At 71.8% G+C, this 25,776-nt stretch carries 27 protein-coding genes and 1 pseudogene; 10 read left to right on the forward strand and 18 right to left on the reverse strand.

From position 1 onward, the window contains the following. Window positions 1–2,961 carry a type II toxin-antitoxin system Rv0910 family toxin gene (locus ACZ3II_RS32375; RefSeq protein ID WP_465522440.1) on the reverse strand — a complete coding sequence of 987 codons (2,961 nt, stop codon included), beginning with the start codon at window positions 2,959–2,961 and terminating at the stop codon, window positions 1–3. Between the two features lie 122 nt (window positions 2,962–3,083). On the opposite strand from ACZ3II_RS32375, the gene ACZ3II_RS32380 reads away from it, so the two are divergent. The 3 genes from ACZ3II_RS32380 (at window position 3,084) to ACZ3II_RS32390 (ending at window position 6,146) form a co-directional block, all read left to right on the forward strand. Further along, complete coding sequence (locus ACZ3II_RS32380) at window positions 3,084–3,722, forward strand: TetR/AcrR family transcriptional regulator (protein ID WP_465522442.1); 639 nt, start codon at window positions 3,084–3,086, stop codon at window positions 3,720–3,722. Next, window positions 3,722–4,858 (forward strand): acyl-CoA dehydrogenase family protein, encoded by a 1,137-nt coding sequence (locus tag ACZ3II_RS32385; RefSeq protein ID WP_465522444.1) that lies wholly within the window; start codon window positions 3,722–3,724, stop codon window positions 4,856–4,858. The genes ACZ3II_RS32380 and ACZ3II_RS32385 overlap by 1 nt, the downstream gene beginning before the upstream one ends. A 178-nt stretch (window positions 4,859–5,036) precedes the next feature. Continuing rightward, on the forward strand, window positions 5,037–6,146 hold the full coding sequence (locus ACZ3II_RS32390; protein ID WP_465522446.1) for an aminotransferase-like domain-containing protein: 1,110 nt from the start codon (window positions 5,037–5,039) through the stop codon (window positions 6,144–6,146). Here the strand turns inward: ACZ3II_RS32390 and ACZ3II_RS32395 are convergent. Continuing rightward, window positions 6,103–6,792, reverse strand: coding sequence for a TetR/AcrR family transcriptional regulator (locus ACZ3II_RS32395; protein ID WP_465522448.1), 690 nt, complete (start codon window positions 6,790–6,792; stop codon window positions 6,103–6,105). The two genes, ACZ3II_RS32390 and ACZ3II_RS32395, sit on opposite strands and share 44 nt — an antisense overlap. A gap of 135 nt (window positions 6,793–6,927) precedes the next feature. Between ACZ3II_RS32395 and ACZ3II_RS32400 the strand changes: the two genes are divergently transcribed. Next, window positions 6,928–8,352, forward strand: coding sequence for an NAD(P)/FAD-dependent oxidoreductase (locus tag ACZ3II_RS32400; protein WP_465522450.1), 1,425 nt, complete (start codon window positions 6,928–6,930; stop codon window positions 8,350–8,352). Window positions 8,353–8,374: 22 nt separating this feature from the next. On the opposite strand, the gene ACZ3II_RS32405 is transcribed toward ACZ3II_RS32400, so the two are convergent. From ACZ3II_RS32405 to ACZ3II_RS32425, 5 genes and pseudogenes are all read right to left on the reverse strand, one after another. Continuing rightward, entirely contained in the window at window positions 8,375–8,590 is a 216-nt protein-coding gene (locus tag ACZ3II_RS32405; RefSeq protein ID WP_465522452.1) for a hypothetical protein, read from the reverse strand. Window positions 8,591–8,600: 10 nt separating this feature from the next. Further along, window positions 8,601–9,260: a TetR/AcrR family transcriptional regulator gene (locus ACZ3II_RS32410; protein ID WP_465522454.1), complete on the reverse strand. Its 660-nt coding sequence runs from the start codon at window positions 9,258–9,260 to the stop codon at window positions 8,601–8,603. Window positions 9,261–9,282: 22 nt separating this feature from the next. Then, entirely contained in the window at window positions 9,283–9,756 is a 474-nt protein-coding gene (locus ACZ3II_RS32415) for a DUF4265 domain-containing protein (RefSeq protein ID WP_465522456.1), read from the reverse strand. An 87-nt stretch (window positions 9,757–9,843) separates the two neighbouring features. Continuing rightward, entirely contained in the window at window positions 9,844–10,212 is a 369-nt protein-coding gene (locus ACZ3II_RS32420) for a cyclic-phosphate processing receiver domain-containing protein (protein ID WP_465522638.1), read from the reverse strand. Between the two features lie 81 nt (window positions 10,213–10,293). After that, window positions 10,294–10,788 (reverse strand): annotated as a pseudogene (locus tag ACZ3II_RS32425) (GNAT family N-acetyltransferase); the annotation flags it as partial. 466 nt (window positions 10,789–11,254) lie between these two features. Between ACZ3II_RS32425 and ACZ3II_RS32430 the strand changes: the two are divergent. Continuing rightward, on the forward strand, window positions 11,255–11,881 hold the full coding sequence (locus ACZ3II_RS32430; protein ID WP_465522458.1) for a carbonic anhydrase: 627 nt from the start codon (window positions 11,255–11,257) through the stop codon (window positions 11,879–11,881). A gap of 312 nt (window positions 11,882–12,193) precedes the next feature. Here the strand turns inward: ACZ3II_RS32430 and ACZ3II_RS32435 are convergent, their stop codons facing one another. Then, on the reverse strand, window positions 12,194–13,498 hold the full coding sequence (locus ACZ3II_RS32435; protein WP_465522460.1) for an erythromycin esterase family protein: 1,305 nt from the start codon (window positions 13,496–13,498) through the stop codon (window positions 12,194–12,196). Window positions 13,499–13,605: 107 nt separating this feature from the next. Here ACZ3II_RS32435 and ACZ3II_RS32440 point away from each other — a divergent pair, with 107 nt between their 5' ends. Both ACZ3II_RS32440 and ACZ3II_RS32445 read left to right on the forward strand, forming a co-directional pair. Then, window positions 13,606–14,193, forward strand: coding sequence for a TetR/AcrR family transcriptional regulator (locus tag ACZ3II_RS32440; protein ID WP_465522462.1), 588 nt, complete (start codon window positions 13,606–13,608; stop codon window positions 14,191–14,193). 24 nt (window positions 14,194–14,217) lie between these two features. Further along, a complete protein-coding gene (locus ACZ3II_RS32445; RefSeq protein WP_465522464.1) occupies window positions 14,218–14,772 on the forward strand; it encodes a DUF6346 domain-containing protein in 555 nt (184 codons plus the stop codon). On the opposite strand, the gene ACZ3II_RS32450 is transcribed toward ACZ3II_RS32445, so the two are convergent. The 5 genes from ACZ3II_RS32450 to ACZ3II_RS32470 all read right to left on the reverse strand — a co-directional run bounded on the left by ACZ3II_RS32450 (window position 14,741) and on the right by ACZ3II_RS32470 (window position 20,098). Further along, window positions 14,741–15,121, reverse strand: a complete 381-nt coding sequence (locus ACZ3II_RS32450; RefSeq protein WP_465522466.1) for an STAS domain-containing protein — start codon at window positions 15,119–15,121, stop codon at window positions 14,741–14,743. The genes ACZ3II_RS32445 and ACZ3II_RS32450 overlap by 32 nt on opposite strands. A gap of 69 nt (window positions 15,122–15,190) precedes the next feature. After that, the gene (locus tag ACZ3II_RS32455) at window positions 15,191–15,508 is read right to left on the reverse strand and encodes an antibiotic biosynthesis monooxygenase family protein (RefSeq protein ID WP_465522468.1); all 318 of its coding nucleotides are present in this window, start codon (window positions 15,506–15,508) and stop codon (window positions 15,191–15,193) included. 4 nt (window positions 15,509–15,512) lie between these two features. Beyond that, entirely contained in the window at window positions 15,513–17,258 is a 1,746-nt protein-coding gene (locus ACZ3II_RS32460; RefSeq protein ID WP_465522470.1) for a cellulase family glycosylhydrolase, read from the reverse strand. A gap of 40 nt (window positions 17,259–17,298) precedes the next feature. Beyond that, the gene (locus tag ACZ3II_RS32465) at window positions 17,299–18,024 is read right to left on the reverse strand and encodes a matrixin family metalloprotease (protein WP_465522472.1); all 726 of its coding nucleotides are present in this window, start codon (window positions 18,022–18,024) and stop codon (window positions 17,299–17,301) included. A 28-nt stretch (window positions 18,025–18,052) separates the two neighbouring features. Continuing rightward, the gene (locus ACZ3II_RS32470; RefSeq protein WP_465522474.1) at window positions 18,053–20,098 is read right to left on the reverse strand and encodes a GGDEF domain-containing protein; all 2,046 of its coding nucleotides are present in this window, start codon (window positions 20,096–20,098) and stop codon (window positions 18,053–18,055) included. A gap of 182 nt (window positions 20,099–20,280) precedes the next feature. Between ACZ3II_RS32470 and ACZ3II_RS32475 the strand changes: the two genes are divergently transcribed. Next, window positions 20,281–20,721: a DUF2231 domain-containing protein gene (locus ACZ3II_RS32475; RefSeq protein ID WP_465522476.1), complete on the forward strand. Its 441-nt coding sequence runs from the start codon at window positions 20,281–20,283 to the stop codon at window positions 20,719–20,721. Window positions 20,722–20,757: 36 nt separating this feature from the next. On the opposite strand, the gene ACZ3II_RS32480 is transcribed toward ACZ3II_RS32475, so the two are convergent. The 4 genes from ACZ3II_RS32480 to ACZ3II_RS32495 form a co-directional block, all read right to left on the reverse strand. Further along, window positions 20,758–21,309 carry an HdeD family acid-resistance protein gene (locus ACZ3II_RS32480; protein WP_465522478.1) on the reverse strand — a complete coding sequence of 184 codons (552 nt, stop codon included), beginning with the start codon at window positions 21,307–21,309 and terminating at the stop codon, window positions 20,758–20,760. After that, window positions 21,302–21,928, reverse strand: a complete 627-nt coding sequence (locus ACZ3II_RS32485) for a potassium channel family protein (protein ID WP_465522640.1) — start codon at window positions 21,926–21,928, stop codon at window positions 21,302–21,304. Before ACZ3II_RS32485 ends, ACZ3II_RS32480 begins: the two co-directional genes overlap by 8 nt. A gap of 63 nt (window positions 21,929–21,991) precedes the next feature. Then, on the reverse strand, window positions 21,992–22,222 hold the full coding sequence (locus ACZ3II_RS32490) for a hypothetical protein (RefSeq protein ID WP_465522480.1): 231 nt from the start codon (window positions 22,220–22,222) through the stop codon (window positions 21,992–21,994). A 55-nt stretch (window positions 22,223–22,277) separates the two neighbouring features. Beyond that, a complete protein-coding gene (locus ACZ3II_RS32495; RefSeq protein WP_465522482.1) occupies window positions 22,278–23,123 on the reverse strand; it encodes a M48 family metallopeptidase in 846 nt (281 codons plus the stop codon). 132 nt (window positions 23,124–23,255) lie between these two features. On the opposite strand from ACZ3II_RS32495, the gene ACZ3II_RS32500 reads away from it, so the two are divergent. Beyond that, window positions 23,256–24,542, forward strand: coding sequence for a diacylglycerol/lipid kinase family protein (locus ACZ3II_RS32500; protein WP_465522484.1), 1,287 nt, complete (start codon window positions 23,256–23,258; stop codon window positions 24,540–24,542). A gap of 156 nt (window positions 24,543–24,698) precedes the next feature. Here ACZ3II_RS32500 and ACZ3II_RS32505 read toward each other — a convergent pair whose 3' ends face one another. Next, the gene (locus tag ACZ3II_RS32505) at window positions 24,699–25,244 is read right to left on the reverse strand and encodes a hypothetical protein (protein WP_465522486.1); all 546 of its coding nucleotides are present in this window, start codon (window positions 25,242–25,244) and stop codon (window positions 24,699–24,701) included. 121 nt (window positions 25,245–25,365) lie between these two features. On the opposite strand from ACZ3II_RS32505, the gene ACZ3II_RS32510 reads away from it, so the two are divergent. After that, window positions 25,366–25,770 carry a hypothetical protein gene (locus ACZ3II_RS32510; RefSeq protein WP_465522488.1) on the forward strand — a complete coding sequence of 135 codons (405 nt, stop codon included), beginning with the start codon at window positions 25,366–25,368 and terminating at the stop codon, window positions 25,768–25,770. Window positions 25,771–25,776 lie beyond the last annotated feature (6 nt).

The raw sequence follows: 25,776 nt of genomic DNA on the forward strand, positions 1-25,776 counted from the left end.
CTAGCCCTTCCATTGGGGGGCTCGGTGCTCGGCGAACGCGCGGATGCCCTCGACGGCGTCCGCGGAGCCGATCACCTCGCCGGCGATGTCGGAGAGACGGTCGAAGGCCTCCGCGGCGCCCCAGTCGCGGTGTTCGTCGACGATGCGTTTCGAGAGCAGGACTGCGAGGGGCGCGTTCGCGGCGATGTTCCGGGCGAGGTCCATGGCGGCGCCGAAGGCCTGGCCCGGGGACGTGACGCGGTTGATCAGGCCCAGTTCGTGCAGCCGGCGGGCGGGCATCGGCTCGCCGGTCAGGGCCAGTTCCAGGGCGGTGCTGCGGGGCAGGCTCCGCGCGAGGCGGAGCACCCCACCGGCTGCGGCGACCAGGCCGCGTTTCACCTCGGGGATGCCGAACGCGGCGTCCTCCGCGGCGACGATCAGGTCGGCGGCCAGCGCGAGTTCGCATCCACCGGCCAGGGCCGCGCCCTCGACGGCGGCGATCAGCGGTTTCGCGGGCGGCTTGGCGGTGATGCCGAGCAGGCCGCGGCCCTCGGTGACCGGGTACTCGCCGCGGGCGGCGGCCTTCAGATCCATCCCGGCGCTGAACACGGTGTCCGAGCCGGTCAGCACCGCCACCCGGGCGGTGGGGTCGGCCTCGAAGTCGTCGACCGCCTTCTCCAGGGCCCGGGCAAGAGCAAGATCGATGGCATTGCGTACGGCGGGACGGTTCAGTCTCCACACGGTCACCGGCCCGTGCCACTCGACGATCAGGCCGGGTTCCGGGGGTGGCGGCAGCGCGGCCCGCCCGGTGTCCAGGACGGTCACCGCGGTCCCGTCGATCTCCAGCCGCCACCCGATCGGGTCCACCCCGGCCGCCGCATCCGCCACGCCCGCGCCCGCCCCCGTTACCAAACCAGACATTTCCGGAATGTGCGGAAGACGGAGGACCACGCGGTCACCGGCGGGCGTCAGGGCGGTGATGACCACGGCCTCGGCGCGGCCGTCGCGGGCGTACGGAATCGTGTACGCCTCCAGCATCGCCGGCCCCTGATACGAGCTGAGCGCCTTGCGCGCCGGCGGCCGCGGCAGCCGTGGGTCGACGTCGATGTCCCGGTAGAGCGCGCGCGGCGGCCGGGCGGACAGCACGGTCGCCGCGTGCTTCGTGAGGTACCAGCCGAGCGCGGTCGCCAACCCGGAGCTCGACGGGTCGGCGCGCAGCAGCGGCACCAGGTTGGCGATCGCGTGACTGGAGTAGTTGTTGCCCGGCCCGCCCGCGAAGGTCAGCCCGCCGGTGACCGTGAGCGGCCGGTCCGGGTCGTCGATCGGCAGCCCGAGTTCGAGCGCCGCGATCTGCACCGCCGACGGGAAGCAGGCGTACAGATCGATGTGCTCGACCTGGTCGATGGTGAGCCCGCTGTGCCCGAGGACCGCGTCCCCGATCGCCTTGATCGCCGGTGAACTCGCGAGGTCCGCACGCTCGGTGACGAACCATTCGTCGGTGCCGTGCGCCCCGGCGTGCGGGAACACCCACCGGCCCTGGTCGATCCCGGCCTCCTGCGCCGCCGCCGCGCTGCACACGATGAGACCGGTGCCCTGGTTGACCTGCAGGTTCGCGGTGAGCAGCTTGGGGTACGGGTCAGCGATCGGCCGGTTGTCCGCCGACGGGACCGCCAGTTCCCCGGGGGAGTGCGGCTCGCCGCGCCACGCGTGCGGGTTCTCCGCGGCGATCTCCGAGAACCCGGACCACAACTCGCTGATCCGTTCCCGGTGCTCGGCGGGGGTGCGGCCGAGCCGTCCGCGGAGGGCGTTCTCGATCAGCGCGTACAGGTAGATCGGGGCGACCAGCCCGGCCGCCGTCTCGGCGTCGTTGTTGGCCGGGGCGTCGCTGCCGACCACCCGTGACGGTTCGACGCCGTCCTTCTGCGGCGGCCAGCCGAGCGCCCGGTCCTCCTTCTCGGCGGCGGCCGCGGTGAAGGCCGCCTCGGCCCCGCCGACGAGGGCGATCGAGGCCCGGCCCGCGGCGATGGTCGCGGCCACGTCGTTGAGCAGCCGCAACGATCCGTCACCGCCGAAGATGGTGGTCTGCACGGTCTGCGACGGTGTGGCGCCGACTGCCTCGGCGATCCAGGCGGCGCCGTCGGCGTACTGCCACGAGACGCTGGCCACGTACCCCACCAGGTCCGCCTTCGCCAGGATCATCTTCTGGCCGCAGTCGTCGGCGGCCCGCCACAGCGCGAGTTCGGCGAGCGCCGCCGGGTGCCGGCCCTTGGGGTCGGTGGATTTCTCGGTGAACTGCCCGGCGCCGACGATCACCGGCGTCCACGCGTCGATCATCTCGCCGGTCGCCGCGAACAGGACGGGGTCCGGCTTGGGCGGCACACTCACGGTCTTCTTGGGGGTACGGGGTGAGCGTTCCGCCGACAGCGCCGCCCCGCCGAGCGCGTGCAGGGACTTGCGCATGGCGTCGGCGAGGTTCCGCGCGACCATCGGCCCGAGCGGACCGTCCGCGGAGCCGCCCTCGACCCCGCCGTCGAACCGCACCACCGAACCGCCGTCACCCGGCGTCACGGACAGGTAGAAACCGACGGTGATCCCCATCGGAGCGGTGCCCTCGAACCAGACGGCCCGGTCCGACACCACGCCGGTGACCGTCCAGCGGACCTCGCTCGGCACCCCCATCATCTTGATCCGCTGCCGGAACCGCACCCCGCCGGCGAACTCGCCGGGCGGCTGGTCGATCCATCCGGCGTGCTGGAGCACCCAGTCCGGCATCCGCTCCGGGTCCACCAGCACCGCGAACACCTGCTCGGCGGTGGCCTTCACGCGCACGGTGACCGAGCACGGGTGGGCGAGCGTACGGGGCGGTTCGACGGCGGCTGCCGGGGCGGGCGGCTCCGGGTTGCCGCGGCTCAGCACCGTGGCGGCAGCCGCGCGGGCGACGGCCAGTCCGGCGCGGAGTTTGGCGGGATAGGAACCAGGCATCGACGCCCCCCTAACAGTCTGCCGTGACGGTAAGGGGGTGATGTGGGTCACGGCAAGGGCATGTCGATCACTGAGAAGAAGCTGTATGGACGGCAGTAACCGTCAAGTCGTACGGTAAAACGGTGAAACGGACCCAGGCACAGCGCAGCGAGGCCACCCGCGGCAGGATCCTGGAGGCCACGATGCAGTGCCTGGTCGAGCGGGGTTACGCGGAGACCACCACCGCCGAGGTGCTGGCCCGCGCCGACGTCCCGCGCGGCACCCTGCTGCACCACTTCCCCACCAAGGTGGACCTTCTCGTCGCCGCGGTGCACTATGTGGCGGGCCGTCGCACCGAGGCCCTGAGCGCCGAGCTGGCCGCCATCCCGTCCGGGGTGGACCGTCTCGACGCGCTCATCGACATCATCTGGCGGCACTTCACCTCGCCGCTGTTCTGGGCCGCGCTCGAGCTGTGGAACGCGGCCCGCACCGACACCGAGCTGCGCGCCGCGCTGCTCGGAGTGGAGAAGGAGATCTTCACCGTCCTGCACGACCGGGCCCGCGATCTGCTCGCCGCGAGCTCGCCCGGCGATCCCCGGGTGCCGACCGTGGTCGAGTTCAGCTACGAGGTCCTCACCGGACTGGCCATGACCGGCATCGTCAGCGGCGACCTGGGCCGCCGCGAACTGCTCATCCGCCGCTGGAAACGGGCGGCCGCGATCCTCCTCGGCCACCGCGACCCGAACACCCTCGTTGAACGTGCCCGCTCGAAGGAGAGTTGATGTTCGACACCCCGGAACGTCTCGACCTGCGCGCCTCCATGAAACAGTTCGTCACCCGTGAGATCCACCCGCACCTGGCCGACTGGGAGAAGGCCGGCGAGATCCCCCGCGACGTGCACACGAGCCTGGCCAAGGCCGGGCTGTACGGCATCGGCTTCCCGGAGGAGGCCGGCGGCGACGGCGGGGACACCGTCGACACGGTCGTGGCCACCGAGGCGTTCCTGGAGGCGGGCGGGTCGTCCGGCGCGCACGCCTCGCTGTTCACCCACGGGATCGCGCTGCCGCACATCATCGCCGCCGGGGACACCCAACTGATCGACCGGTTCGTCCGGCCGACCCTGGCCGGGGAGAAGATCGGGGCGCTCGGCATCACCGAGCCGGACGCCGGATCGGACGTCGGGTCGCTGCGCACCACGGCGGTCCGCGACGGCGACGTGTACGTGGTGAACGGCGCGAAGATGTTCATCACCTCCGGCGTCCGGGCCGACTTCGTCACCACCGCGGTCCGCACCGGCGGCGCCGGCGCGGCCGGGATCAGCCTGCTCGTCATCGAGAAGGGCACGCCCGGGTTCACCATCTCCCGCAAGCTCGACAAGATGGGCTGGCTCTGCTCCGACACGGCCGAGCTGTCGTTCACCGACTGCCGGGTCCCGGCCGCGAACCTGGTCGGGCCGGAGGGGTTCGGGTTCGCGCTGATCGGGCAGGCGTTCGTGTCGGAGCGGGTGATCGCGGCGGTGCACGCGTACTCGGTCGCGCAGCGCTGCCTGGACCTCACTCTCGCATACACGCGGGCCCGGGAGACGTTCGGGCGGCCGCTGATCAGCCGGCAGGTGGTGCGGCACAAGCTGGTGCTGATGAAGCAGCGGATCGACCTGGCCCGGCAGTACACCCGGTGGGTGGCCGAGCGGCACGCCGCCGGGGAGCCGATGATCGGCGAGGTGTGCCTGGCCAAGAACGCGGCGGTGGAGGCCTGCAAGTTCGTCGTCGACGAGGCGGTCCAGCTGCACGGCGGCATGGGATACATGCGGGAGTCGGAGGTGGAACGCCACTACCGGGACACCCGGATCCTCGGAATCGGCGCCGGCACCACCGAGATCATGACCGACCTGGCCGCCAAGATGTTCGGCTACCAATAAAGCGTGTTGATTTCGGGCGCGCATAGCGGCCGAACCACACACACCATCGGCAACCAGCAAGCGTGTGGAGTTTCGGCGCGCATGACGGCCGAACCACACACACCATCGGCAACCAGCAAGCGTGTGGAGTTCGGGCGCGCATAGCGGCCGAACTCCACACGCGGGAACGAGGGTGGTCGTGATCCAGTTCGAACACCGGCCCGGCGTCCTCGACCTCTCGTGGGGGCATCCGCGGCCGGATCTGCTGCCGGTGCGGGAGTGGGCGGCGGCGGGCGCGGATCTGGACTGGCGGGCGCTGACATACGGGTCGGCGGCCGGTCCGGAGCCGCTGCTGGAGTCGCTCGGGGGTCCGGGGCGGACGTTCGTCACGGGCGGGGCGTCGCACGGGCTGGCGCTGCTCACCCAGGTCCTGGCCGAGCCGGGGGACGTCGTGCTGCTCGACTCCCCCACGTACCACCTGGCCTTTCCGATCCTCGCCGACCGCGGCCTGGAACTCGCCCATGCCACCCTGAACCGCGTCCCCCTCGCCACCCAGATCCGAAATTTCCGGAAAGTCGGGAAGCGGGTCCGGCTCCTCTACCTCGTTCCCACCTTCGGCAACCCGACCGGCGCCAGCTTGCCCGATGAGCAGCGGCGCGAGCTGATCGACGTCGCCCGGCAGGAGGACCTGACGATCGTCGAGGACGACACCTACCGGGAGCTGGCCTACGACGGACCGGCGCCGCCGGCACTCTGGGAGATGGCGGGCGGCGATCCGGTTGTCCGATTGGGATCGTTCGCCAAGACGGTCGCGCCGGGTCTGCGACTGGGCTGGATCAATGCCGAGCCGGAGATCATCGGGCGGCTGACCGGGCTGGGTTACGTGCACAGTGGCGGCGGCGTCAATCACACGACAGCGGTGACGATGGCGGCGTTCCGGAGTGGGGGCGGTTACGCAAGCCATACGAAAAGAATCCGGCGCGAGTACCGTACCCAAAGAGATGTCCTGGTCAACGCTCTCCGTAAGGGGGCCGCGGACCTGGTGGTGCCGCTTCCCGCCGGGGGTTGGTTCGTCTGGTTGCCGTTGCCCGCGGGACTCACCGCGAGCGCCCTGCTGCCTCGCGCGGAGGAACGGGGCGTCTCGTTCGTGCCGGGTACCCGGTTCTGGGCCGACGGCTCCGCCGGGGACGGTCACATCCGGCTGAGTTTCTCGCACCTGTCCGCGAATGATTTGGAGCTGGCGGCCGAGCGACTGACCGCGGCGATCACCGCGAGCTTGCGGGAGCCGCGGCGACCAGGGCGGCGATGAGCTTCTCGACCGTGCCGGGGAAGGCCGAGTTGTACATCGACGGCAGGTGCTCGCGGACCAGGTGCACGTTCGGGTATTCACCGGCCGGCAGCGACGCGTAGACCCGGGACCAGGCCTGCTGCTCGGCCTCCTCCTGCTCCTCGGTGAGCGGCGCGGCGTCGACGGCGGCGACCGCGAGGACGGTGTCGACGAAGTCGCGGTAGTGCCGGACGGCGTCGGCGGGCGCGAACCCGGCGCTGAGCATGATGCCGATGCCGGTGTCGACGGTGCGCATCTCGTGCGGGCCGGCGGTGACCCGGACCGCCCGCAGGTGGGCGAGCCGGGGGTGCAGCCGCATCGAGCGGCGCAGCGAGTCGGCGAGGTAGCGCAGCGAGTCCGCCCAGTGGTCCTGCGGGACGAAGTCGTTGAGCGCGTCACCGATCAGCCGGTCGGCGACGGCGAGCAGCAGCGCGTCCATGTCGCGGAAGTAGCGGTAGACGGCGGTGGGGTCGGCGCCGAGCTCGGCGCCGAGCCGGCGGACGCTGAGTTTGTCGCCGCCGGGCGCGTCGATCAGGCGCAGCGCTGTGTCGACGATCATGTCGGATGTCAGCACGACACCGGCCCGCGTCTTCCGCCGCCGGGCCCCCACGCTGCGCACACGTTCCACTCCAGGCACCCCACCACTCTAGGGTCCCGTTATGTCAACGCATTGACATAAGAGTGACGGGGGCGGTTTCATCTGTTCACGAGATCTCCACCGGCCGACACCTGGGGATCTCGAGAAGAGTTGAAAGGACTCACCATGGCGGCGACACCCCCCGCTTATGACCTCGCCCTCCGCACTGATGAGAAACGCATCCGCAAGGCCCTGGACGGCGCGTCCCGGACCCCGTTCTGGCTGGAGGACCCGGGTCGGCCGGCGCCCGAGCCCGCCCTGAACGGTGCGACCGACGCCGACCTGCTCGTCATCGGTGGGGGTTACTGCGGGCTGTGGACGGCCCTGATCGCCAAGGAGTCCGACCCCTCCCGGAACGTCGTGCTGGTCGAGGGCAACGAGATCGCCTGGGCGGCCAGCGGCCGTAACGGCGGGTTCGTCGAGGCCAGCCTCACCCACGGCACCGAGAACGGGCGCCGGCACTTCGCCGACGAGCTGCCGATCCTGAACGCGCTGGCCGCGGAGAACTTCGCCGAGTTCGAGGCCGCGATCGTCCGGCACGGCATCGACGCCGAGTTCGTCAAGGAGGGCGTGCTCGCCGTCGCGACCGAGCCGCACCAGGTCGACGAGCTGCGGGCCGCCCAGGTGCCGGGCACCACGTTCTACCAGCGCAAGGAACTCGCCGAGCTGGTGCGCTCCCCGCTGTACCGGGCCGGGCTGATGCAGCACGAGGGCGGCGCCCTGGTGCACCCGGCGAAACTGGCCTGGGGCCTGAAGGCGGCGTGCCTGCGGCTCGGCGTCCGGATCTACGAGAACACCCCGGTCACCGGGATCAAGGAGAAGGAGAAGTCGGTCCGGGCCACCACCTGGGCCGGCAGCATCAAGGCCCGCAAGGTCGCGCTGGCCACCAACGGTTTCCCGTCCCTGCTCAAACGCAACCGGCTGCTGACCGTGCCGATCTACGACTACGTGCTGATGACCGAGCCGCTGACCGATGCGCAGGTCGCGGCGATCGGCTGGACGAAACGGTTCGGGATCTCGGACACCTCGCGGCAGTTCCACTACTACCGGATGACCTCGGACAACCGGATCCTGTGGGGCGGTTACGACGCGGTCTACCACAAGGGCGGCGAGATCCTTCCCGAGCACGACCAGAACCCGGAGACGTTCACCCGGCTCGCCGACCACTTCATGCGAACGTTCCCGCAGCTCGAGGACGTGCGCTTCACCCACGCCTGGGGCGGCATGATCGACATGTGCACCCAGCTGGCCGCGTTCCAGGGCCGGGCGATGGGCGGCATGGTGGCGTACAGCAGCGGCTTCACCGGCCTCGGCGTGGCCGCCACCCGGTACGGCGCGACCGTCATGCTGGATCTCCTCGACGGCCGCGACACCGTGCGTACCCGGATGAAGATGGCCAAGAGGAAGCCGCTGCCGATCCCGCCCGAGCCGATGCTGTACCCGGCCGTTCAGGTGATCCGCAACGCGATCGCCCAGTCCGACCGCAACGGCGGCCGCGACGGATTCATCCTGAAGGCGGCGAACGCGTTCGGTTTCTCGTTCGACTCCTGAGCCGCTCCGGCGGGGCCGGCCGTCACCTCCGGCGGCCCGGCTCCGCCTCCTGGACGCAGTGCTCCGCCTCCTCGCTCGGCACACCCTGCGCCACCAGGGCGGCGACCGCCTCCGCCGGACGGTCCCCGCCGTCGGTGACGCTCATCCCGCCACTGCCCCGAATCATGTGCAGCCGGTACCGCGCGCCGGTCCACTCCACGCGCACCGCGGTGACCGGGCCCTCCGCTGGATCGCCCATGCCGATCATCCTAGGGAAGCGCCCTCGGCCCCTCGCCGAGAAGGGCCGGGAGGAGACCACGCAAGGTGCGTTCGAAGAGATCGGCTTGCGGTGGTTCCGGTTTCCCCAGGGCCAGGACCAGGTTGGGGTACGCCGTGAGCGCCGTCCCGCTGAACGCCGGCGGCGGCGCCGACTGCTCCTGCCGGGCGAACAGGGTCACCACCCCGGTCATCATCGCCAGGGTCTCGAACTTGGCGCCGCTCCCGCACGACACCGGCGCCAGCACCCCCAGGCAGTGGTCGAACCAGCCGAGCCCCTCCGGCCCGATACCACTCGGCCGGGGCAGCAGCCCGACCAGCCACGGGTGCCGCCGGAACAGCCCGAGCTGGGCCCGGGCCAGGTCGAGCAGCGACTCCAGCCAGTCCGGGCCGGGCTCCGGGTAGGGCCGCAGCTCGGCGACCACCGCGTCGGTCATCAGGTCGAGCAGGTCGTCGCGCGACGACAGGTAACGGTAGAGCGAGCCCGCGCCGGTGCCGAGTGCCGCCGCGACCGCCCGCATCGACACCGCGGCCAGCCCGTCGGCGTCGGCGATCGCCACCGCCGCCGCCACGATCTCGGCCCGGCTGTGGCTCGCCTGCGGGCCGCGGGCGCCGCGCTCCGGGCGGTTCCAGATCGCTGGGGCGTCGCTCACGGATCCACCCTAAACCGCTCATTCATCGGCTGCCCGCAGCCAGCCAGGCGTCGCCGACCCGGCCCTCCTCGTAGTCCCACCAGCCGTCGCGGGCGCCGGTCCGCAGCACCCGCTGCACACCGGTCAGGTCGGCGTCGGCCGGCACGTCGAGGGTGACGATGCCGTACTGCTGGATGCCCTCGCCGGAGACCCCGAACAGCTCGAACGCGTCCAGCACCCGCTGCAACGAGCCACGGAGCGGGCCGGTGCCGTACGGCACCACCCGGATCGTGCAGCGGCCCGACCACTCCACCAGCTCGGTCGCCCAGTGCCTGCCGTCCGCGTCCCGCTCGACCCGGATCAGATCGCCGGACGAGACCCCGAAGGCGAACCGGGGCGGACCGCTGAGACGCACCACACCGTCCCCGACCGGCTCGGCCCGCAGGCTCTCCACCGCGACCGGCGGCCAGCCGCCGTGCTCCGCCGGAAGATCGAAATGCACCTGGACCGAGGTCATGACATCGTCATCCCGCACTTTCCTGGGCCCGCTCACGCGGCCGCAGTCTTCCAGAAGATCCAGTTCCCGCCCGTACGGGGCGGTGGCTCATGACAGGCCCACGTCGGCGGTTCCGGTGACGACCCGGACCGGGTAGCCCCAGCGGTCCAGGGTCTGCCGCATCCGGGCGGCGCCGGACGGGTTCGACGAGTGGACGCGGATCAGGCCGATGTCGTACGGCCGCTGCTCGAAAGCGGCCCGTTCGAGGACCTCGACGACCGGCCAGATGGTGTCGTCGCCGCCCAGATCGTGGTCGAGCCACAGCTCGTCGATCCGGCGGTCCCGGTGCGTGGTCAGCAGCTCCACACCCGCCGCGCTGGTCCGCGCCACCTCGGCGGGCCGCCCGTCGGCGAACGAGCGCAGGTCGTCGACGAGGATCACGAGACGGTGCCGTGCGAGCCATTCGGCGCGGCTGATCGCGTACTCCACCTCGCCCTTCTCCGAACCCGGGATCGGCGGACAGTCGGGGAAGAACGTCCGCACCAGCCGCAGTCCCGCCTTCTCCAGCACCGCCCGCGAACCCGCGTTGACCGTCATGGTCTGCGCGATGATCCGATGCTGCCCGGCCGTCTCGAAACCGTGCCGCAGCAGCTCCCGCGCCGCCTCACTCGCCAGGCCCCGGCACCAGTGGCGGCGCATCAGCCGGTAACCGAGTTCCGCCTCCCCCGGCTCGGCCGCCGGTGGCAGCATCATCACCCCGATGAAGTCGTCGCCGTCCCCGAACGCCGCCCAATAGCCCAGCCCGTCCACCCGGCGGCCCAGCTCCATCCGCTTCTCGTGGTACTCGGCGACCTCGGCACGGGTCCGGGCCCGCCCGTCGATGTAGCGCAGCACCTCGGGGTCGGCGTCGAGCTCCGCCTCCAGCGCGAGGTGCCGGTCATCGAGCGGGACCAGCAGCATCCGGTCGGTACGCAGGGTCGGTTGCGGCATCCGATCACGATCACACATGCCCCGGCCTGGACGCGACGAAAAATTGTCGTACCCCGGGTCCATCCTGGATCCGCGTTCCGAAGGGAGGGGTTATGCGCGGTATGCGGCTTATCATTGTCCTGATGGCGATAGACCGGTGGGCCGCCGGCCTGTTCCGGAGGACCATCTCCGGCATTCCCTCCCCGGCCGCCGCGCCTTCCGTCTGGAGGACTGGATGCCCACACCGCCGCACCGCGCCCCGCTCACCACGGGCGGAGCAGCTCGCGGCGGGATGCCGGGTGCCTTCCCCGGCCGATCCGGCGCCGGCAACCTCCCGGGCCCCTCCGGCCCAGGCGCGGCCGCCGGCCGACCAAGCGCAGGCAATCTGCCCGTCGCCTCCGGCCCAGGCACGGTCGTCGGCCGATCCGGCGCGGGCGGAGCCACCGGCCGGGCGGGCGGAGCCACCGGCCGGAAACCGGGCGGAGGATTCTGGGGCGATGCCCTCGCGGGTGATCCGCTCGGCTTCGCCGCTCACTCCGATCCGCTCGCCGTGGCGCCTCGGGCGGATCCGCTCACGGCCGGGCCGGTCGTCACCGCCCGGTCCGGGGCGCTGGAGGAGTTGCTCGCGGGCAATCGGCGGTTCGCCGCGGGCCGGGCGCGGCATCCCCGGCAGGGCCCGGACCGGGTGCGGGAGGTCGCCCCCGACCAGCGCCCGTTCGCGGTGGTGCTCGGCTGCGCCGACTCCCGCGTGCCGCCCGAGATGCTCTTCGACCAGGGCGTCGGCGACCTCTTCGACAACCGGGTCGCCGGCAACGTCGTCGACGATCTGCTGCTGGGTTCGATCGAGTTCGCCGTGGCGGAGTTCGCCCCGCCGGTGCTCCTGGTGCTCGGCCACGAACGCTGCGGCGCCGTCGCCGCGGCCCTGGCCGCGATCCGCACCGGCGCCACCCCACCCGGGCGGATCGCCGCGATCGTCACGGCGCTGCGGCCGATCGTCGCGCCCTACGCCGACGACCCGGACGGCCTGGAGAAGGCGATCCGGGCCAACGTCCGGGCCCAGACCCGGGCGCTGCTCACCCACAGCGAGATCATCCGGTCAGCCGTGGACCGGCACGAGACGGTGCTGAGCGGCGCCCACTACGACCTGCACACCGGCGCTGTCACCCTGCTCCCCTGACCCGCGGCCGGCCCTTCCTCTGACCCGCGGCCCGCCTTGTGAGTCGCGGCCCGCCCGTGAGTGGTCGCCCTCAACCGTGACCCGCGGCCCGCCTCTCCGCGCCCCGAGCCCGCCCGCGTGGTCACTCTTCACCGGGATCAGCAGGCACGCCCCGTCGACGGTGGATCTTCTGCGGCTGGTTCTCACGGCTGTCTCCGGGCGGGCGAGACGGCCATGAGAACAAGCTGAGGGTTTCGGCCGGCTGTCAGTGCTGTCTCAGGGCGGGTGAGACAGCACTGACGGCCGGCCGGACCGAACGGGCCCGCCTGCCGGTCAGTGGAACAGGTGGGCGGCTTCGACCTGGTGGAGGTGGATCAGGATGTCGTAGGAGTGGCTGAGGGCGGTCGCCGGGTCTTCCGCCGACCAGTACAGGCCGTAGGAACGGGTGGGCCGGGACGCCGCGAGCCAGGCGCGGGCCGGTGGGGACACGGTCCGCAGGTCGAGGCTGAAGTCGCGGTGGCGGACCCGGTCGAGGGTGTGTTCGTTGTGGCCTTCCGGGGCGGGCTGGACAACGTACGTCTGCGGCTGCTGGGCGGTGAAGTCCGGCAGCGCGTTCACGGTCCCGTGGTGGAAGGTCAGGCCGATGTTGACATAACGCTCGCCGAGCCGCTCCCGCAGGAAGGCGCCGGCGGGCTGGGGGAATTCGTCCGGGTTGTCGCTGGTGTACGCGACGTGGCCGTTGTTGGACGCGAGCAGGATCCGGCCGCCCTCGTGCCGCAGCCACCAGGCGGTGTTGTCGGCCATGGCCCGGTCGCGGTACCGCATGCGCTCCGGGAACTGCTCGTCGGGGAACGCGTAGGCGGTGAAGCTCTGGGCGATGGCGGTGGCGTTCTGCACCGCCCAGGCGTGTGCCCGCCCGGTACAACGGTGGTCGCGGAGCAGGGCGAGGGCGAGGCCGGCCCGGTCGGCCTCGGTGCGGCGGGCCGATGGGTCCTTGGCGAGCTGGGCGGTCATCCACGGTCCGGCGGGTGTTCCGGCGGCCGGTTCCAGGCCGGCGTAGAGGCCACCGATCCGCGCGGCCAGACCGGGGTGGTGCGCGGCGAGGTGGCCGGTGACGTTCCGGAAGGCCTCGGGCCCGGCGTAGCCGAGGTCGTTGCCCACGAACCGTAACCGCGGCCGGTCCGGACGGGTGCGGTTGTGGTGGCGCATCCCGTGGATCAGGTCGAGGTATTCCCGGGTGTTCCAGAAGAGGTACTGCCCCTGGAACTCGTCCCGCATGATCCGCGCCGGGTCGCCGATGCCGTGTGTGACGTAGGCGTCCAGGCGCAGGCCGGTGCTCCAGCTCGCCTCCAGGGCGAAGGTGGTGAATCCGCCGGCGACGAGATGACGGAAGATCCGCTGCTTGAGCGTGAAGAACTCGTGCGCGCTGTGACTGGCCTCGCCCAGGCCCACGACCTCGGCGCCGCCGATCATGCGCCCGAGCGCGTCCAGATCGCTCAGCGACCGCGCGCCACGATCCATAGCGTCGACCACAGCGCCGGCCGGGGCGGTGACCGCTCGGGGAAGGCCCGGGACGAGGACCGCGGCAGCGGCCAGACCGAGCAGCCGACGGCGGCGAATCGGATGGGTGCGGCTCATGGCATCTCCTTCGATCGATGAACGCCAGGACCGTAACGAAGATTTGGGCGTACGCGCAATACATTTGTATAAGGCGCTCGCACAAGACATCGGCTACCGTGACCGGCGTGGGAAATCGCGAGGATCTGCTGGCGGGCGCCCGGCGCTGCCTGGAGGAGAAGGGCTGGGCCCGGACCACGGTGCGGGACATCGCCACGTCCGGCGGGGTCAGCATGGCCGCCATCGGCTACCACTTCGGCTCACGGGAGGCGCTGCTGAACGCCGCTCTCATCGAGGCGATCGACGAGTGGGGCACACGGATCGGCCGTACCCTCGCGTCCTTCGGCGAAGCCGGCAGCAGCCCCGCCGCGCGGTACGAGGCCATGTGGGCCGCGGTCATCAGGTCCTTCCAGGAGGACCGCACGCTGTGGCTGTCCACGCTGGAGGCCCTGATCCAGGCCGAGCACTCCGCCGACCTGCGCCGCTACCTGGCCGGCAGCCAGGAGCAGGGCCGCCGGGGACTGGCCGCGTTGCTGCTCGGCACTGAAGAGGACGAGATCGGCGACACGGCAGCCCGCACCCTGGGGGCCGCGCAGATGGCGCTGTTCACCGGGCTGATGACGCAGTGGCTCACCGATCCCGGCCGGGCTCCCGGTGCCGCCGACGTCGTCGCGGGTCTGCGCGCTCTCACCGGCGTCATCGACGCCCCCGCGTGACGGCATAGGGCAGCATGGATAGATGTGACGGGGGAACACGGGAAGGCGGAGCAGCGGCGGGCGGCGGTGCGGGCGTTCGCCGAGGCCGACAACCGGAACAAGGCACGGTGGACGCCGCGAATCGGCCGCCGGATGCCGTCCTGGGCGCTGCTGCTGGCCACCCTGGCCGGGTGGCTGTTGTTCAACGCCGGGACGACGATCGGGCGGCACACCGGCGGCGACTTCGGTGACGCGTCGTTCGCGGGCACCGCGACCGTGGAGCGGTGCGAACGGCGCGGGCCTCTGACCGTGGTGCAGGGCATCGGTTCCTACGACGCCTGCTATCTGTGGGTGGAGTGGGATCGCCGGGGATGGGAGCAGTACCCCGCCGAGCGGATCCTGGTCGATGAGGCCGGTTTCTTCAAGGGTGAGAAGCCGGGCGACCGGATCCGGATCGGCTACGGCATCTCCCGGCCGGAGTTGCGGGAGTCGACGGCCCACGTGCTGGCGATGGTAGCCCTCTGTGCGGCCGGCGGCGTCGTCTTCCTCGCCGGTGCTCTGCTCCTGATCAAACGCTACGTGACGTGGGCGTACCGATGAGGTCGTCGGTCCAGTCGGGGGCGTAGAGGGTCTCGGGCTCGCAGAGTCCGGTCAGGGCGAGCGCCTGCCGGATGTGGCCGTGCGCGTTGACGATCTCGTACCCGTGGCCGGCGCGCAGCGCCCTGGTGTATCCGACGAGCAGCAGGTCGATGCATTCGCTGCCGATGGACTCGACCTTCGACACGTCGACGAACACGCGCAGGCCCCGGCGGCCGGACGCGAACGTGTCCCGCATCCCGGCGCGCAGCACCCGGTCGGCGTCGCGGTCGAAGGCGCCGCTCAGGTGCAGGTGGACGGTGGAGCCCGTCCGGCTTCGGGCTCGCTGGATCGCATAGTGCGGGTCGGTCATGTACACGGTCGTACCCGCCGAAAATTACAGCGGCCCTAACAGGGCGTGACACGTGACCAGGCTTACAGGTCAGGACGGACCGTAGTCACGTTCCACGGTGGCGACCCGGACCCGGTAGTCGCGGTACCAGATCTCACGTCCGCGCTGCTGAGCGACCAGATGGGCGGTGACGTCCTTCCATGCCCGGGCGGCTGCCTGATCAGCCCAGTAGGAGACCGTGATTCCGGTCTCCTCCCGGGCCGATTCGATGCCCAGATAGCCGGGCTGGCGTTCGGCGAGGCGTTCCATGGCGGCGGCCATCGCCGCATATCCGTGATCACCCTCCGTACGCAGGGACGTGAAGATCACCGCTACGTACGGCGGTTCCGGTGTGGCCGCGATCGACATCCGCTCATCGTGGCACGGCAGCCGCCCACGCCAGCAGCTCGGTCCGGGCGGCGGCGAGAGTGGGCTCGGGCACGATCGCCACATCGCCGGTGTTGACCACGAGCGCGACGTGCACGGTTCCCGGCGCGGACCCGGTCGCGTCGAGCACCAGCCGCCGGGCGGTGGTGGCGCCGACCTCGGTGGCGATGGTGATCCGCCCACTTCCGACAGACCCGAGGTCGGAGACGACGGTGGTCCGGCCGGTGGGGAACGATCCGGGCAGGTGCAGTTCGGTGGGGGCGCCGATCGGCGTCGCGGGCTCGCGCCACAGCAGTACCCCGTACTGCCGCCCGGCGACGAGCCCGGCGATCGCCGGCAGCCGGGCGGGAACGGTGAGCCACGCCTGCTGGCGCCCGGCCCCGGCGAAACCGTCCCGGGCCAGGTCCTCGTACGCGAACGCGATGGTGTTTCCCGCGACCGCGCTGGGGAACAGCCGATCGAGGACCCGGCGGTCGAGCCGCAGTGTCCCGTTCGCGATGACCGAGTGGTCCTCGCCGTTCCACGCGTCCCCATCGGTCTGGATCTTGGCGGGGTTGCCGTTCATCGCCTCGCGGTGCTGCCCGCTGTAGACGTCCCACTGCCACTGGGTGGCCGACAGCACCGGGCCCGACGCGGCCGGATTGTTCCAGAAGTCGCGGCCGGGCACCCGGGAGTCGAGTCCCTGGTACATGGCGCGGATCATCCACGGGGTGCGGGCGGCGTCCATCGAGCTGCCGAACTCGGAGACGAACGCGCTGGCGCCGAGCGCGGCGGCACGGTCCCGGATCCGGTTCATCGCGGCGCTGTACGTGCCGTCGCCCGCCGCCGTCGGGTCGAGCGTCATCCGGGCGCCGTCGTAGTAGTGGCTGTTGAAGACGTACCGGGTGCCGAGCGGCGGAACCGTGCCCAGGCCGCCGGCCTCGCCGAACGTGGTGTTCCAGAAGACCAGCGGTTCGGCGTACAGCGGCAGCGACGTCCAGCCGGAGGCGTCCATCACGGCCCGGAACCGCTGGTAGAACGGCATCAGCCAGGTCGCCTCCCAGGTGGTGCCGGAGGCGCCGTCGAGCCCGCCGTCGAACGGCTCGTTGAACGGGTCGACGCCGAGCATCATCGACCTGTCGACACGTTGCCGCAGGCGGGTGAGGGCGGCCCCGGCCTGGGCCAGGTAGGCGTCCTGCACCCCGTACCGATTGCGCCAGAAGTCATGTATCGCCGACCGGACGGCGCCGTTGGTGAGCATGTTCTGTCCCCACAGCAGGCAGATGCCGCAGGACTCGTCCGGATAGGTCCCGGCGTCGATCACCCACTTCGGGGCGCCGTCGCCGGTGTACCAGCTGTCCGGGTCGAACAGGTGCGACGAGTAGAGGTCCTGGTGGTAGTCGAGCAGCACCCGGATGCCGCGGCTGGTGAACTGCCGGATCTGATCGGCGGCCCGGTCCAGATAGGCGGTGTCGATCCGGTCCCGGGCCGGCTGCACGCCCTCCCAGCTGATCAGGAAGCGGATCGCGTTGGCGCCGGTCAGGTCGCGCATCCGGGTCGCGGCGGCGGCCGCGTCGGCGGTGGTACGGAACGGCAGCAGTCCGTTCTCGTACAGCTTGGTGCTTCCGGAGACGTTGAAGCCGCGCAGCACGATCTCGCGGCCGGCAGGGTCCGTGGGGGCGGCTTCGACGGGTTGCGCCGGAACCGCCACACCCACCACGAGCAGCAGGAGTGTGACGAAGAAGGCCCGCATGCATTGACGGTAATCACTTCGTCACACTTCGGAAACCCTTCTAGCGGCGGTCCTTGAGACAGCCGGACACCTTGCCGACCCGGCGCAGACCGGTCAGGTCACCGGCGCCCCACTCCGCCTTCTTCGAGGTGATCGTGTGGTACATGATCTGGCTCTTGTCGTTCTGGCCCGGGTGGGCCAGGCCGATCGCGTGCCCGATCTCGTGCATCAGCACCGCGCCGGTGGTCCCGCCGCTGACCGCCCCGAACCCGCGGGCCATCGACTTCACCGCGGGCGCGTTGAGCACGACCGAACCCTCGACCATCCGCAGCGCGTCGGCGCCGGTCGCGGTGTACGCGGTCTGCCAGGCGCCGCCGCCCATGCCCAGCGCCTTCGCGCCGGACGGCAGCCACTTGCTGTGCGTGCCCGGGTTCACCCAGGCGATGACGATCTCGGTGCCGGCCGGGTACTTACCGGCGAAGCCCCTGTTCGCCTGCGGGATCACGGTGGTCGTCCCGGCGTACCGGAAGCTCAGGCCGGTGGCCGCCGCGATCCGCGCGAACGCGGTCCGCACCTCCGGCAGCGAGTTCTTCGGGGCCCGGTCCAGGTTGACCCGGTAGTCGATCGGGCCGGCGCACGGGTTCCAGCGGGCGATCAGGCCGGCGCCCTTGGTCTGGCTCATGAACGCGAAGGACCGGGCGCTGCCGGCCGCGGCGGCCTGCGCCACTCCGGGCAGGGCGCTCACCAGCGCCGTGACCGTGGCGAGGAGGAGCAGGGCACGCTTCATCTGCAGGCGATTCCGTTCTGTCGTGGAATCACCATGATGTGAGCGCTGGAGTGCCCTCCTGGTTGGTGCCCGGTTGCCGTCCGGTTGCGAGCTTCTTCTGCTGGTAGAGGCGGGCGTCGGCGACGGCGTACAGGCTGTCGAAGTCGTCGCCGTCGACGTCGAGGACCGCGAGGCCGATGCTCGCCCGGGTCCGCGCGGCCAGAGCGGACCGCACCCGGTCCGCGCTCGCCGAGTCCCCGAGCAGCGCCACGAACTCGTCGCCACCCAGCCGGCCCACGATGTCGTGCGCGTGGACCTGCTCGCGCAACGTCGCCGCCACCCACTTCAGCAGCTCGTCACCGGCCGCGTGACCGTGCTCGTCGTTCAGCTTCTTGAACCCGTCCAGGTCCAGCACCAGCAGCGCGGCGCCCCGCCCGGTCCGGCGGGCGTGCGCGGTCTCGGCGGCGAACCGCTCCGCGAAACCGCGCCGGTTCAGCACGTCGGTGAGCACGTCCACCCGGGACAACCGGGTGAGCCGGCGACGCTGGGCGGCGGCCGAGCGGCCCTGCAGCGCGCAGGCGACCGCCACGGCTGCCGTGCCGAGCAGCTGCAGCGCCAGGTACCAGCCGCCGGTGTCACCGATCCGCGTCCCCACCAGCAGGTACAGCCCGCCGGCGGCGGCCGCGACCGGACCGGCCACCTCCGGGCGCATGCCCAGCATCAGCAGCGGGATCGGCAACAGCATGCCGACACCCAGCGGCTGGTCCACGCCACCGTCCAGGGTGGCGATCGCCGCACAGCTCAGGAACGAGCTGACCGCGAACGCCAGCATCAACGGCCGGGCCAGGCGCGACCGGCTCAGCCAGCCGGCGCCGGCCACCACCGCGAGGCCGGTGGCGAAACCCCACAGCGACAGCGCCACCATGCCGGCCCGGTGCTCGTGATCGCGGGCCACCACCAGCACGTAGACCAGCGCCACCACGGTCTGGGTGATCGACATCCAGCCCGGGTCGGCGATCGAGTGCTTGCGGCGCTCGCGGGCGGACACGTTGCGGACCGGACCGGACGGGCGGATCCGGGTACGCGCGCCGGCCACTGCCTCGGCGGTGGGCGCACGGCGTACCCTAGCCGCTTTGTCCTGATAGAGCCGCTGGTCGGCGGCGAGCAGCAGGCCGGTGCAATCGTCCGCGTCGTCCGGGAACGTGGCGTGCCCCAGGCTGGCCGGCGCACACGTGCCGAGCCGCTCCCGCAGCCGCTCCGCCACCGTCGCCGCACCCGCCGCGTCCGTCCCGGCCAGCAGCAGCGCGAACTCGTCACCGCCCTGCCGCCCGACCGCGTCGTGCGCGCGCAGCACGGCCCGCAACTCCTGGCCGGTCCAGGCGAGCAGCTCGTCGCCGGCCCGGTGCCCGAGCGTGTCGTTCACCTCCTTGAAGTGGTCCAGATCCAGCAGGAGCAGACTGACCGGGGTACCGCCCTCCGCCGCGTCGGCGAACTCGGCCGCCACCCGCTCGTCGAACCCGCGCCGGTTCAGGCAGCCGGTCAGCGGGTCGGTGCGGGAGATGTCGGCCAGCCGCCGCCGCAGCGACGCCAGCACCGCCGAATGCCGCAGGCACAGAATCGCGACGCAGGCGAAACCCAGGGCGTGGACCAGCGGATATCCTGCGGGCGGCGGGTCACCGAAGAACAGCACCTGCGCGTACGCGAGAAGCCCCGCCCCCGCACCCACCAGGAACGCCCGCGGCGGCACCGCGACCGCCATCAGCACCACCGCCAGGGGTACGAGCGTGCCCAGCGGCCCGGCGACCCCGCCGTCGAGCAGCCCCAGCACGGCAGCGCCCGCCATGTTCGCCGCGGCGGCCGCCAGCTGGATCCAGATCCACCAGCGGCTCCGCGCAACCCGTCCCGCGACCGCCCAGCCGGCCGCCGCGAACCCCGCCATCACGGCCGCGACCAGCAACATCGCGGTCCGGCCCGGCTGGTCCCAGGTGCCGGCCGCGTACGCCCCGGCCAACACCCCCGGCAACGCCCCGTAAACCGCCGACGCCCGCAACGACTGACGCCGCGACCGCTGAACCGCCCCCAGGGAATCGCGCACGACGCGGCACCTCCCCCGGCTGGCCTGGACCCCGCCTTCATCGGCGCGGCCCGGCCCGGCCTGAGGTTTACCGGGCTTTCACCCCTCCGTACACCCGTTCACCCGCTTGGGGTGACGCCTGCGGGCCCGCGCCGACCCACGCTGAGAAGGTCCGTTCCGCCACGGCAGGGGGGAACCGCCGCATGCAGAGCCGTCTCCGTCTCGGAGGTCACGGGGTCCAGCCCCTGCTGCTGATGTTCCCGCTCGGCCTGTTCTGGATGGCGTTCGTCTTCGACCTGGCCACCCTGCTCGGCGCACCCGCGATGATCGGCACCGTCGCCTACTGGAACCTCGTCGCCGGCCTCGTCGGCGGCCTCCCCGCCGCCATCGCCGCCGGCGTCGACGCCTTCTCCGCCGTCGGCCCGGCCGCCACCCGCATCGGCTTCCTCGCCCTGCTCCTCGACGTCGGCGTCCTGATCGTCTTCGCCGTACTCGCCCTGATGCGCGTCCGCAGCCCCGACCGCGCCGCCGAACCCGGCCTCCTCCTGCTCGAACTGTGCGGCCTCGCCATAGCCGCCTTCAGCGCCTGGTTCACCGGCCGGTTCGCCGACCCCCGCGCCCCCGTCGCCGAACCCCTCCACTGATCTTGAAACCCCTGCAGTGCCGCGGAGCGGAAGGGGTCAGGGATGGGCGGTGCGGAGGCCCGCGATGGCGGCGATGACCAGGCAGATGCCGGCGAACACCAGGGTGGTGGCGCCGATCAGCACGAACGTGGCCAGGCCCAGGCCGGGCCAGACGAGGACGGCGATGGAGGCGAGGACGACGAGGATGCCGACGGCGATGCGCCAGCCGCCGCCGGGCTCGCCGCGGCCGACGGCGAGGAAGATCTCGCCGAGGCCGTCGACGATCCAGCCGAGCGCGACGATCAGCAGGAGCAGGGACAGGGAGGTCGCGACGTTCGCGAGGCAGAGGATGCCGGCGACGACGGCGACCACTCCGAGCACGATGCCGAGGACCCGGTGCAGGCCGGGCACACCGCTGGTGAGCAGCATCTGCAGGATCCGGACGACGCCGAGGATCAGCAGGTTGATGCCGAAGACGAAGGCGACGACGCGCAGGGTGGCCTCGGGCCAGGCGAACGCGACGATGCCGAGGATGATGGTGGCCACGCCGGCGATGAGGCGCAGCCATACCCGGGTGCGGGAGGGTGTGATGCGGGTCGTCTCAGTCATTGCCGTCTCCTGAAGGGGGTGCGGGCTTCCAGGCCCGCGGGCGCCAGTTCTCCACCACCTTGGCGACGGCCGTGACCAGGAAGAGCTGGCCGGTGAGGGCCTGCACCACGGCGATGGTCTGTGCCGGGTTGCCGGCCGGGACCATGTCGCCGTACCCGGTGGTGGTGAGGGTGATGAAGCTGAAGAAGAGGACCTGCGGGAGGCCGGGGTCGCCGCCCTCGCCGAACAGCGGTCCCGGCTGGATCACGGCGAGGCATTCGTAGGCGAACGCGAACGCCATGCCGAGGAGCAGGTACGCGGCGAGTGCGCCCTGCATGGTCTGCAGGTCGACGCCGCCGCGCCGGCCGAGGTCCCGGACGATCGAGAACGGGGCCAGCAGGTAGAGGACGCTGGCGGCCAGGAACGCGTAGCCGACCAGCGACCAGTTCCGGGCCACCACGTTGAGCACTGCGGCGGCGAGCGCGAGCGCGAACACCGCGGCGGCGGTCAGGCGCATGCCGGTCCGGGCTCCGGACACCCGCAGCGCCTGCCACACGGTCAGCGTCTGCACGAACAGCAGCAGCGCGACCATCCACCGGTTGGTGACCAGCAGGGCGATCAGGTACGTGCCGATGATCATCACCAGCACGAGCCCGTATCCGCCGCGTGCCGGCCGCCCGATCACCACGATCGCCGGCCCGGCTCAGAAATCCGGGCCGGGCACGTCCTGCGACGGCAGCCGCCGCACCTCGATGAGGCGCAGGCCGAGGCCGTGGATCCGGGAGATCAGCCCCACCACGGCCGACTGGTCCGGCAGCGATCCGTGCAGCACGGTCTCGGGCGGTTCCACGGTCACCGTCAGATCCCGTAGCTCAGCGAGGACCTCTTCCGGGATCACCCCGGACACCCGTACCTGATATGTCGCCTCTGGCATGACTCGCCCCTCCCATCGTTCCTGCCAGACTTCGCCTCACTGCTGATTCGCCACGTCATCCCGGAGGGATGACGGACTCCTTGCCGCGGACCCGGGCGTGGAAGAGCCCGGCCCGGAAGAGCCGTTCCAGGCGCCGCACCGTGAACGGGTGCGACATCGGCAGCTGGGCGAGACCCACCCAGAAACCGCGCAGCTGCTGTCCCTGCCGGACCAGCTGCTCCACGTCGGTGGTGTGTTCGGTGTGCCGGCCGGAGGCGAGCAGGACCAGTCCGGACGCGCCGCCCGGGGCGAGCCGGGCGCCGTGCCGGTCGCAGGAGTACTCCCGGAGCCGGGACAGGGCCGGGCCGAGCAGCGGGATCCGCTCCGAGTAGGCGACCGACAGCTGGTACCAGAGCGAGACGTGGTGCAGCCGGATGTGGCCCAGCTCGTGGCCGAGGATGAACTGCAGCCCTTCCTTGTTGTTCTGCTGCAGGTTGACGAACAGCTCGTTGGCCAGGACCACGTAGTCGTGGCCGGTGGCCTGGGCCGCGAACGCGTTCAGGGTGCCGTTGCCGTTGGCCAGGTACAGGTTGGGCCGGCGCTTGAGGCCCAGCTCGTGGGAGAACTCGTCCATGGTGCGGTAGAGGTCGCCGTACTGGCGCGGGGACAGTTCGACGGCGGTGCCGCGGATCGATGCCCGCTGCGTCTCACGGATCACCACCAGGGCCGGGATCAGCAGCAGCAACCCGATGAAGGCGGACCGGACGGCGGCGGCCCAGCCGGTGCCCTGGAAGCGCTCCGGCAGCAGCGGCAACGTGATCGCGGCCTGGATGATCAACGCGATGATGATCACGTTGAGGACCACCATGAAGATGTAGAAGGGCAGTTCGGCGGGATGCCGAAGCCGGGAGGACGTGGGCACGACTGATCTCCTGTTCTGCCGGTTTCCCGGTGACCATCCGCCGCGTGGGGCTCGCGCGCCTCATCCCACCGGAATGAGGCCCGGCACCGGCCGCGGCGGGAGGCTGCTTCAGACATGCCCGAGGAGGAGCCCATGTCCACAGCAGCCGTCTGGCAGGCCCGGCTCGCGTTCGCCGCCGTCGCCGCCGCCGTCGTCCTCGTACTCGCCGTCGCCGGACTGCGGGGCAGCGTGGCCCTGCTGCTGACCGGGGCGCTCGGCGCCGCGGCGGGGCTGGCCGCGGCCTGGTGGTTCCTCACCCATCGGGGGGTGATGCGCTGGCTGGCCGGCGCGGTGGTGGCGCTGGCCCCGATCACGGTGGCGGTCGTGTTCATGCGGCACCGGTTGCTCTGGGTCGCGGTGGTGGCCGCGCTGCTGTGGGTGGTCGCGGTGGCGGCCGGGCGGCGGGCCCTCGCGGAGTCCCCGAGCGGTCCGGTGGAGCACGAGACGCCGGCGCCGCGGAACCCGTACCTGATCATGAATCCGCGCTCGGGAGGCGGCAAGGTGGAACGTTTCCGCCTCGCCGACCGGGCCCGCGACCTGGGCGCGCAGGTGTTCCTGCTGGACGGGCCCGCGGTGGACGTGGCGGAGGTCGCGCGGCAGGCGCTCAAGGACGGCGCCGATCTGCTCGGGGTGGCCGGCGGGGACGGCACGCAGGCGCTGGTCGCCGGGGTCGCGGCCGAGCACGGGGTGCCGTTCCTGGTGATCTCGGCGGGCACCCGCAACCACTTCGCGCTGGATCTCGGGCTGGACCGGGAGGACCCGTCGGCCTGTCTGGACGCGCTCACCGACGGGGTGGAGGTGCACATCGACCTGGGGCTGATCGCGGACCGGACGTTCGTCAACAACGCGTCGTTCGGGGCGTACGCGTCGATCGTGCAGAGCCCCGCCTACCGCGACGACAAGGTCGGCACCACCCTGGAGCTGCTGCCGGACGCGCTGACCGGGGCGTCCGGGCCGCGCCTGCGGGTCCGCGCCGGCGACCTGGCGATCGACGGGCCGCAGGCGGTGCTGATCAGCAACAACCCGTACACCACCGGCGACGTGGCCGGGCTGGGCGAACGTCAGCGCCTGGACTCGGGCCGGCTCGGGGTGCTGGCGGTGACGGTGCGCGGGGCCGCGGACGCCGCGCGGCTGATCGGCGGGCGGGGCCGGGCCCGGTCACTGACGGTACGGGCCACCGCCGAGGCCGTGGTCGACGCGGACGCGGCGGTGGTGCCGGTCGGCATCGACGGGGAGTCGGTGCTGCTGCCGACGCCGGTGCGCTGCTCGATCCGGCCGGCCGCGCTGCGGGTGCGGGTTCCGCGGCAGCGTCCCGGGGTTCGGGCGGCGCTGCCGGAGATGGACTGGGCACGACTGCGGCGGCTGGCCGTGGCGCACTGAGAAGTGTGTGGAGTTCGGGCGTGCATAGCGCCCGAACTCCACACACTTCTTTTGCTTGTCAGCGCCGGCGTGCGACCCGCCGGGTGACGCGGCGTGCGGTCCGGCGACCGGTGCGCCGGGCGACCCTCCGTGATCCGAACATGGTGAACCCCTCCCCTAGTTCTGTACGGCCGCGGCCGTCTCGAGGTCGTGCAGTTCCTTGGCCTCCTCGGCCGCCAGCAGGCCGATCGCGACCAGGTCGAGCGGGCTGACGAACCCGTCGGACAGCCGGAATCCGCCGGCCCGGGCGATCGCGTCGCGCAGCGGCACCGCCCAGTGGTGTTCGATGAGCAGCAGGGCCGCGGCGGTGCCGGGCGGGATGTCGGCGAGCACGTCCCACGCTTCGGGGGTGTCGAGTACGTCCACACCGTCCTCGGCGACGGCGGCGCCCAGGGCCGCGCCGGCCTCCGCGCCCGCCTCGCCCTCGATGCCGAGGCCGATCAGGGCGCCGACCTTGCTGCCCAGTTCGACGGCCTCCTCCTTGGTCAGGTTGCTCAGGTGCTCGACCTCCAGTTCACCGTCCTCGTCCTTGTAGACGGCGAGGGCGTCGATCACCCGTACCGTGTCGCTCTTGCGCAGTCGCTCCAGTTCGGCGATCACCTCGCCGTGGAAGTTCGGGTGCGGGAATCCCAGCACGATCAGCTGGACGGGACCGATGCTCATTTCGACTCCTCAAACCGAGGGCTCAGCGTGTTACCGGTTCGATCCTCGGGCCCGCCGGTGGATGCTCGCCTCATCCGGCGGGGGTGACGTGCCGGTCGCCGGAGCGGGCGACCCTCACCTCATGAAGCGACTACTCCCGATCGCCGTGGGCCTCCTGCTCGCCGGATCCACCGCCGGATGCGCCGGGGACGAACCCGCGGTCCCCGCGGTGTGCGAGAGCGCCGACGCGGTGAAGCGAACCGTGGAACACATCAGGCAGACGAACGTGTCCGAGAACGGGCTGTCGGCGCTCAAGCCGTACGTGAGCGACCTGCTCGAGCAGCTCAACGCGCTGGTCGTCAACGCGAAGGCGCAGTTCGGCAATCAGGCGGACGGCTTGCGCGCGTCGGTGACCACGTTGCAGGCCAGCGTCGACGCGGCGCGCGCGGATCCGAGCCGGGACAAGCTCTCGCAGGTACGCACCGCGGTCGAGGGCGTCCGGTCCAGCGCCCGGACGTTGCAGGACGCCATCCAGCAGACCTGCTGAGAACGG

It is taken from the genome of Actinoplanes sp. NPDC019969 (genome assembly GCF_055562375.1).

Excerpts from the sequence above, each read along its gene's own strand:
- ACZ3II_RS32375 (WP_465522440.1), bottom strand. The coding sequence starts at position 2,961 with ATGCCTGGTTCCTATCCCGCCAAACTCCGCGCCGGACTGGCCGTCGCC.
- ACZ3II_RS32385 (WP_465522444.1), top strand. The coding sequence starts at position 3,722 with ATGTTCGACACCCCGGAACGTCTCGACCTGCGCGCCTCCATGAAACAG.
- ACZ3II_RS32400 (WP_465522450.1), top strand. The coding sequence starts at position 6,928 with ATGGCGGCGACACCCCCCGCTTATGACCTCGCCCTCCGCACTGATGAG.
- ACZ3II_RS32405 (WP_465522452.1), bottom strand. The coding sequence starts at position 8,590 with ATGGGCGATCCAGCGGAGGGCCCGGTCACCGCGGTGCGCGTGGAGTGG.
- ACZ3II_RS32415 (WP_465522456.1), bottom strand. The coding sequence starts at position 9,756 with ATGACCTCGGTCCAGGTGCATTTCGATCTTCCGGCGGAGCACGGCGGC.
- ACZ3II_RS32435 (WP_465522460.1), bottom strand. The coding sequence starts at position 13,498 with ATGAGCCGCACCCATCCGATTCGCCGCCGTCGGCTGCTCGGTCTGGCC.
- ACZ3II_RS32450 (WP_465522466.1), bottom strand. The coding sequence starts at position 15,121 with ATGACCGACCCGCACTATGCGATCCAGCGAGCCCGAAGCCGGACGGGC.
- ACZ3II_RS32455 (WP_465522468.1), bottom strand. The coding sequence starts at position 15,508 with ATGTCGATCGCGGCCACACCGGAACCGCCGTACGTAGCGGTGATCTTC.
- ACZ3II_RS32460 (WP_465522470.1), bottom strand. The coding sequence starts at position 17,258 with ATGCGGGCCTTCTTCGTCACACTCCTGCTGCTCGTGGTGGGTGTGGCG.
- ACZ3II_RS32465 (WP_465522472.1), bottom strand. The coding sequence starts at position 18,024 with ATGAAGCGTGCCCTGCTCCTCCTCGCCACGGTCACGGCGCTGGTGAGC.
- ACZ3II_RS32475 (WP_465522476.1), top strand. The coding sequence starts at position 20,281 with ATGCAGAGCCGTCTCCGTCTCGGAGGTCACGGGGTCCAGCCCCTGCTG.
- ACZ3II_RS32480 (WP_465522478.1), bottom strand. The coding sequence starts at position 21,309 with ATGACTGAGACGACCCGCATCACACCCTCCCGCACCCGGGTATGGCTG.
- ACZ3II_RS32485 (WP_465522640.1), bottom strand. The coding sequence starts at position 21,928 with ATGATCATCGGCACGTACCTGATCGCCCTGCTGGTCACCAACCGGTGG.
- ACZ3II_RS32490 (WP_465522480.1), bottom strand. The coding sequence starts at position 22,222 with ATGCCAGAGGCGACATATCAGGTACGGGTGTCCGGGGTGATCCCGGAA.
- ACZ3II_RS32500 (WP_465522484.1), top strand. The coding sequence starts at position 23,256 with ATGTCCACAGCAGCCGTCTGGCAGGCCCGGCTCGCGTTCGCCGCCGTC.
- ACZ3II_RS32505 (WP_465522486.1), bottom strand. The coding sequence starts at position 25,244 with ATGAGCATCGGTCCCGTCCAGCTGATCGTGCTGGGATTCCCGCACCCG.
- ACZ3II_RS32510 (WP_465522488.1), top strand. The coding sequence starts at position 25,366 with ATGAAGCGACTACTCCCGATCGCCGTGGGCCTCCTGCTCGCCGGATCC.